The sequence below is a fragment of the Klenkia sesuvii genome, assembly GCF_037083825.1.
Lineage (GTDB): Bacteria > Actinomycetota > Actinomycetes > Mycobacteriales > Geodermatophilaceae > Klenkia > Klenkia sesuvii.
Genome location: NZ_JBAPLU010000017.1, coordinates 89,257 through 95,685 on the forward strand (window position 1 = coordinate 89,257; position 6,429 = coordinate 95,685).

Annotated in this window: 6 protein-coding genes; all 6 read right to left on the bottom strand. The window is 73.8% G+C overall.

Annotated features, from left to right (window positions below):
- Positions 1 to 12 precede the first annotated feature (12 nt).
- Entirely contained in the window at positions 13 to 966 is a 954-nt protein-coding gene (locus TEK04_RS15770; protein WP_336405305.1) for a methyl-accepting chemotaxis protein, read from the bottom strand.
- Between the two features lies 1 nt (position 967).
- Complete coding sequence (locus TEK04_RS15775; protein ID WP_336405306.1) at positions 968 to 1,534, bottom strand: PAS domain-containing protein; 567 nt, start codon at positions 1,532 to 1,534, stop codon at positions 968 to 970.
- A gap of 77 nt (positions 1,535 to 1,611) precedes the next feature.
- Complete coding sequence (locus TEK04_RS15780) at positions 1,612 to 2,907, bottom strand: CynX/NimT family MFS transporter (RefSeq protein ID WP_336405307.1); 1,296 nt, start codon at positions 2,905 to 2,907, stop codon at positions 1,612 to 1,614.
- A gap of 31 nt (positions 2,908 to 2,938) precedes the next feature.
- The gene (locus TEK04_RS15785; protein ID WP_336405308.1) at positions 2,939 to 4,051 is read right to left on the bottom strand and encodes an alcohol dehydrogenase catalytic domain-containing protein; all 1,113 of its coding nucleotides are present in this window, start codon (positions 4,049 to 4,051) and stop codon (positions 2,939 to 2,941) included.
- A 115-nt stretch (positions 4,052 to 4,166) separates the two neighbouring features.
- A complete protein-coding gene (locus TEK04_RS15790) occupies positions 4,167 to 5,171 on the bottom strand; it encodes a sugar phosphate isomerase/epimerase family protein (protein ID WP_336405309.1) in 1,005 nt (334 codons plus the stop codon).
- A 9-nt stretch (positions 5,172 to 5,180) separates the two neighbouring features.
- Complete coding sequence (locus TEK04_RS15795; protein ID WP_336405310.1) at positions 5,181 to 6,353, bottom strand: Gfo/Idh/MocA family protein; 1,173 nt, start codon at positions 6,351 to 6,353, stop codon at positions 5,181 to 5,183.
- Positions 6,354 to 6,429: the final 76 nt, after the last annotated feature.

Genomic DNA, 6,429 nt, shown 5'->3' on the forward strand with positions numbered 1-6,429 from the left:
GCCCCGCAGGCCCTACTGCCGCATGGCCGCCAGGAAGCCGGTCATCTCCGAGCGGAGCTGCTCGGCCAGCCGCGACAGGCCGGTCTGGTCGGCCCCGGCCAGGGACGCCGACCCGTCGACCGCGGCCGCGATGCCCTCGACCAGACCGGTCATGGCCAGCACGGTCTCCCCGACCGAGCTCATCACGGTGGCCACGTTCCCGCAGGACTCCTGGATGGCGGCCACCTGCTCGGTGACCTGCTCGGTGGCGCGGCCGGTCTGGTCGGCGAGGTCCTTGACCTCGCTGGCGACGACGGCGAACCCCCGCCCGGCCTCGCCCGCACGGGCGGCCTCGATGGTGGCGTTGAGCGCGAGCAGCCGGGTCTGACCGGCGACGGTCTCGATCAGCGAGATCACCTGCTGGATCTCGTGCGAGGACCGGGTCAGCGACTCGATGGTGGTGCGGGCGGCGTCGACCTCGGTGCTGGCGGCCCCGGCTGCCCCGGTCAGCCCGGCCGCGGTCGCGGACAGCTCGGTGGCGGCGGTGGCGACGCCCTCGGACGTCGAGAGCACCACCGACTCGAACTCGTCGGCCAGCTGCAGCCGGGACTCGGCGGCGGCGTCCACCCGGCCGGCCGAGTCGCGCATGGCGTCGCGGGCGGCGTTGATGGTGGCCGCGCTGCGGCGGAACGAGCCGGGCAGGCCGGTGAGCAGCACCTTGCGGTGGAAGCGGCCCTCCGAGGCCGAGGTCAGCGACGCGCTGGCCTCGCGCACGAAGGCGTCGGACACGTCGAGCACCCGGTTGACCTCGTCGCGCAGGGCGACCAGCTCGGGCACGGCGTCGGAACCGGGGACCGGGCGGCTGCGGGCCTCGAGGTCCCCGCGCGCGGCCGCGGCGCAGTCCGTGGTCAGCTGGGCGACGAAGGCCCGGTAGACGGCGAGCTCGGCGGCGTCGGAGGCGGAGCCCCCGCGGTTCAGCAGGGCCATCTCAGTTCTCCTCGGCAGCGATGATCGACCAGATGAGGTCCTCGTAGCTGGCGGCCCGCTCGGCCACCAGCCGGGTGAACAGCTGCGAGGACGCGGTGACGGCGGCCTTGGCCGTGCCGTGCAGGCGCTCCTCGGCCAGCAACGTCGTGTAGAGCGGCTTGACCTGGGCCAGCGCGCCGGGGGAGGGGCGGCGGCGGTTCGAGTGGTAGCCGACGATCGTGCCCCGCTCGTCGAAGGAGGGGGTGACGTGGGCGAGCACCCAGTAGTTCGCGCCGTCGGCGGCGAGGTTGTTGATGTAGGCGAACAGCTCCTGCCCGGCGGAGATGGTCTCCCACAGGAAGGCGAACACCGCGCGGGGCATGTCCGGGTGCCGGATCAGGTTGTGCGGCTGCCCGATGACCTCGTCGAGGGCGTAGGCGCCGACCCGGCAGAACACGTCGTTGGCGTAGGTGATGACCCCGCGCCGATCGGTCTTGGACACGATCAGCTCGTCCGCGCCGAAGCTGCGCTCGACGCCGGTGGGCCGGACGGCCGGCCGGCCGCGGGTGGGTGCTTCCAGGGCCGTCATCGGGGGCTCCGCCTCTTTTCGGTCGGTGACCCCACCTTCTTCGGACGCTGCTGTTCCGAGTTGAGCCGTACCGCCGGTCAGCTGCCGGTGCGGTCCACCACCACCGGCGACTCCGCGCCCGCAGCCTCCACCGTCGTGCCCCGCTCGGCCGGGGCCGCCCGCAACCCGGGCACCTCGTCGTCGACGTACCGGTCGGCGCAGACCAGCCACCCGGTCACCAGCAGCCCGGCCACCCCGGCGTAGACCAGCACGAACATGCCGGTGTACCCGCCGGTGAGCCCGCGCAGCAGGCCGACCAGCACCGGCCCGGCCGCCGAGATCGCGTACCCCCAGCCCTGCACCACCGTGGACAGCGCGTTCACCGTCCGCGGCGTCTGGGCCCGCAGGCCCAGCAGCGTCAGCACCATCGCGAAGGTGCCCATCCCGACACCCAGCAGGACCATCCACAGCCACGGCAGGCTGACCGGGGCCAGCAGCAGACCGGTCCAGCCCACCAGGTAGCAGGTCATGAACGCGACCAGCATCGGCCGCTGCCAGGACTGCCGGACCGCCCCCGAGGGCACCACCGCATTGAGCGGGATCGCGATCAGCGCGTTGATCCCGGCCAGCACCCCGGCCGCGGACGCCGACAACCCGGCGTCGCGCAGGTACTGCGGAGCCCAGCCAATGATGATGTAGGCCTGCATGGCCTGCAGGCCGAAGAAGAAGGCCAGCTGCCAGGCCAGCGAACTGCGCACCAGGGCGCGCAGCCTCACCGACGGGTCCGGGCCGGCCGGCCCACCGGACCGCCGCGGGACGGCGAGCCAGGGCAGCACCGCCAGCACGGCGAACACCGCCCACACCCCCAGCGCCCACCGCCACCCGTCGGCGCCGACGGCGGCCGCGATCGGGGCGGTGGACACGCTGGCCACCGCACCGCCGATGGCCATCGTGGTGCTGTAGGCCCCGACCAGCAGGCCGGTGCGGTGCGGGAACCAGTGCTTGACGATGCCCGGCAGCAGCACGTTGCCCAGCGCGCCACCGACCATCGTCGCCACGGTGCCCAGCAGGAACAGCCAGAACGACGGCGCCGCCGCCCGGCCCAGCAGGCCGACGGCCATGACCAGGAGCGCGGCGGCCAGCACGTGGCCGTCGCGGAACCGGGCGGCCAGCGGCGGGCCGGCGAACCCGATGACCGAGAAGCACAGCAGCGGCATCGTGGTGATCAGCCCGGCCGCGCCCGAGGAGATGCCCAGGCCCTGCTCGATCTCCTGCAGCACCGGGCCGACGCCGTTGACCGCCGTCCGCAGGTTGAACCCGGTGAGCACCACCGCGGTCGCGACGAGCACCAGCCCCCGTCGGGAGGTTCCGGCAGGGACTGGTGCGGTGGTCACGTCGGGCCATGGTCCACCTACGCGTGCGGCCTCAGGCGGAGGGGTCGAAGACGACCTTCTGCCATCCGCGTCCGTGCTGGTCGAAGGTCCGGTAGGCCTCCACCGCATCGGTGAGGTCCATGTCCTGGCTGATGATCCGCGCCGGGGCGATCTCCCCCGTGCGCACGCGGCGGAGCAGGTCGGGGATGTAGCGGTGGTGGTTGCAGTTGCCCATCCGCAGGGTCAGGTTCTTGTTCATCGCCTGACCGATGGCGAACTGCTGCACCTCGGGTGGGTACACCCCGATCAGCGACACCGTGCCGGCCTTGGCCACCGCGGCCAGCTCCAGCTCGGTCGCCGACGTCGCGTCGGGCTGGCCGTCGGGCCCGACGGCGTCCACCCCGACGGCGTCGATCACCGCGTCGGGGCCGGCCCCGCCGGTGAGGTCGCGCAGCACCTCGACGACGTCCTCCCCGGCCAGGTCGACGGTCTCGGCACCCAGGTCGCGGGCGCGGGTCAGCCGGTCGGGCTCCCGGTCGACGCAGAGCACCCGGCCGGCGCCCTGCAGCTGGGCCGACGCCACGGCCATCAGGCCCACCGGGCCGGCACCGAAGACCGCCACGGTCGAGCCGTGGTGGGTGCCGGCCAGCTCCGCGCCGAACCAGGCGGTGGGGAGGATGTCGCTGACCAGCAGGGCGTCGTCGTCGGCGACCTCGTCGGGGATGCGCACCGCGGTGGTGTGCGCGAACGGCACCCGGACCAGCTCGGCCTGCATGCCGTCGACCGGGCCGGTGGTCTCGGGGCCGCCGAAGAAGCTGGTGCCGGCCAGCGGGCCGTTCGGGTTGGCCCGGTCGCACTGCGCGGTGTAGCCGGCCCGGCAGTAGGAGCAGGCGCCGCAGCTGACCGTGGAGCCGATGACGACGCGGTCGCCGGGGGCGAGGTTGCGCACCCCGGACCCGACCTCCTCGACGACGCCGACGCCCTCGTGGCCGAGCACGGTGCCCGGGCGCATGCCGCCCATGCTGCCGCGCACGAAGTGCAGGTCGGTGCCGCACAGTGCGGTGCCGGTGAGCCGGACGACCGCGTCGGTGGGCTGCTGGATCGCGGGGTCGGGGACGTCGTCGACGCGGACGTCACCGACGTCGTGGAACACGACTGCCTTCATGGGGATGCCTTCCGCAGGGTCCGGGGCGCGCGGTGCTGGCGCGTTCACCCGGTATGCGTACGGCGCTACCCGGCCGCGTCGGGGGTCCACACGTGGTGGACCCCCGGCGACGGGCTCAGCTGCGGGAGAACGCCGCGTCGAAGGCCGCGGACGGCGGGTCGAAGGCCAGCGAGCGGACGAAGGCCAGGGCCTCGGGGGCACCGACCAGGCGGTCCATGCCGGCGTCCTCCCACTCGACCGAGATGGGGCCGTCGTAGCCGATGGTGTTCAGCATCCGGAAGCAGGCCTCCCACGGGACGTCGCCGTGCCCGGTGGAGACGAAGTCCCAGCCGCGGCGGGGGTCGGCCCAGGGCAGATGGGAGCCCATGCGGCCGTTGCGTCCGTTGCCGACCTGCTTCTTCGCGTCCTTGCAGTCCACGTGGTAGATCCGGTCCTTGAAGTCCCAGAGGAACCCCACCGGGTCCAGGTCCTGCCACACGAAGTGGGAGGGGTCCCAGTTCAGCCCGAAGGCCGCGCGGTGCCCGATCGCCTCCAGCGCGGCGACCGTCGTCCAGTAGTCGTAGGCGATCTCCGAGGGGTGCACCTCGTGGGCGAACCGGACGCCGGCGGCGTCGAACTCGTCGAGGATCGGGTTCCACCGGTCGGCGAAGTCCTGGTACCCCGCGGCGACCATCGACTCGGGCACCGGCGGGAACATCGCCACGGTCTTCCAGATCGAGGACCCGGTGAACCCGACGACGGTGCTCACCCCGAGGGCCTTCGCGGCGTGCGCGGTGGCCTGCATCTCCGCCGCGGCGCGGCGGCGCACGCCCTCGGGGTCGCCGTCGCCCCAGACGCGGGGGTCGACCATGTTCTGGTGCCGGGCGTCGATGGGGTCGTCGCACACGGCCTGGCCGTTGAGGTGGTTGGAGATGGTCCACACGCGCAGGCCGTGCTGCTCGAGCAGGTCGGTGCGGCTGCGCAGGTAGGCGTCGTCCTCGGTGGCGCGCACGACGTCGAGGTGGTCGCCCCAGCAGGCGATCTCCAGGCCGTCGTAGCCCCAGCCGGAGGCGAGCCGGCAGACCTCGGCGAAGGGCAGGTCGGCCCACTGGCCGGTGAACAGGGTGACGGGGCGGGGCATCGGGGCTCCTCAGTTCTGGGGGACGGGGGTCCAGGCGGAGCCGGCGGCCGAGCTGCGCTGCACGGTGTCCAGCACCCGCTGCACGGCCAGGCCGTCGGCGAAGGACGGCGTGGGCTGCTCGCCCGCGGCGAGGGCGTGCACGAGGTCGACGACCTGGTGGGTGAAGCCGTGCTCGTAGCCCAGCCCGTGCCCGGCCGGCCACCAGGCACCGACGTAGGGGTGGCCGGGCTCGGTGACCACGATCCGCCGGAAGCCGGCGGTGGTGTCGGGGTCGGCGCCGTCGAAGAAGTGCAGGACGTTCATGTCCTCGAAGTCGAAGGCCAGGCTGCCGGCCGAGCCGTTGACCTCGATCCGGATGGCGTTCTTGCGGCCCAGGGCGAACCGGGTGGCCTCGAAGGTCGCCAGCGCACCGCCGGAGAACCGGCCCAGGAACAGTGCGGCGTCGTCCACCGTGACCGTGCCCGTGCCCTCCCCGGCCGTGCCCGACAGCGAGCCGGCGGACGCGGGCAGCGGACGTTCCTTGACGAAGGTCTCCAGCACCGCCGACACCCCGGTGACGGTCTCGCCGAGGATGTGCTGGGTCAGGTCGACCACGTGCGCGCCGATGTCGCCCAGCGCCCCGGAGCCGGCCTTGTCGGCCTCCAGCCGCCAGGACATGGGGGCCTGCGGGTCAGCGATCCAGTCCTGCAGGTAGGCCGCGCGGACGTGCCGCACCTGCCCGATGCGGCCCTGCTCGACCAGCTGGCGGGCCAGCGCGATCGCCGGCACCCGGCGGTAGGTGAACCCGACCATGGCGAACACGCCGCGCCCCGCGGCGCGGGCAGCCGCCTCGGTCATCGCCTCGGCCTCGGCGACGGAGTTGGCCAGCGGCTTCTCGCACAGCACGTGCTTGCCGGCCTCCAGCGCGGCGATCGCGATCTCGGCGTGGGTGTCACCGGGGGTGCAGACGTCGACCAGGTCGACGTCGTCGCGGGTGATGACCTCGCGCCAGTCGGTGGCGCTGGCGGCCCAGCCCAGCCGGTCGGCGGCCGCGGCCGCGCGGTCGGCGTCCCGGCCGACCACGACGGCCAGCTCGGGGGTGCGGGGGAGGTCGAAGAAGCGGGGGGCGGTGCGCCAGGCGTGCGAGTGGGCGGCGCCCATGAACGCGTGCCCGACCATCGCGACCCTCAAGGGGGTGGTCATGCGTGTCCTTCCGGGTGGTGCCGGGGTGCGCGGGTGGCCCGCCCACCCCCGCAAGGGCTCAGGACACGAACCCCGC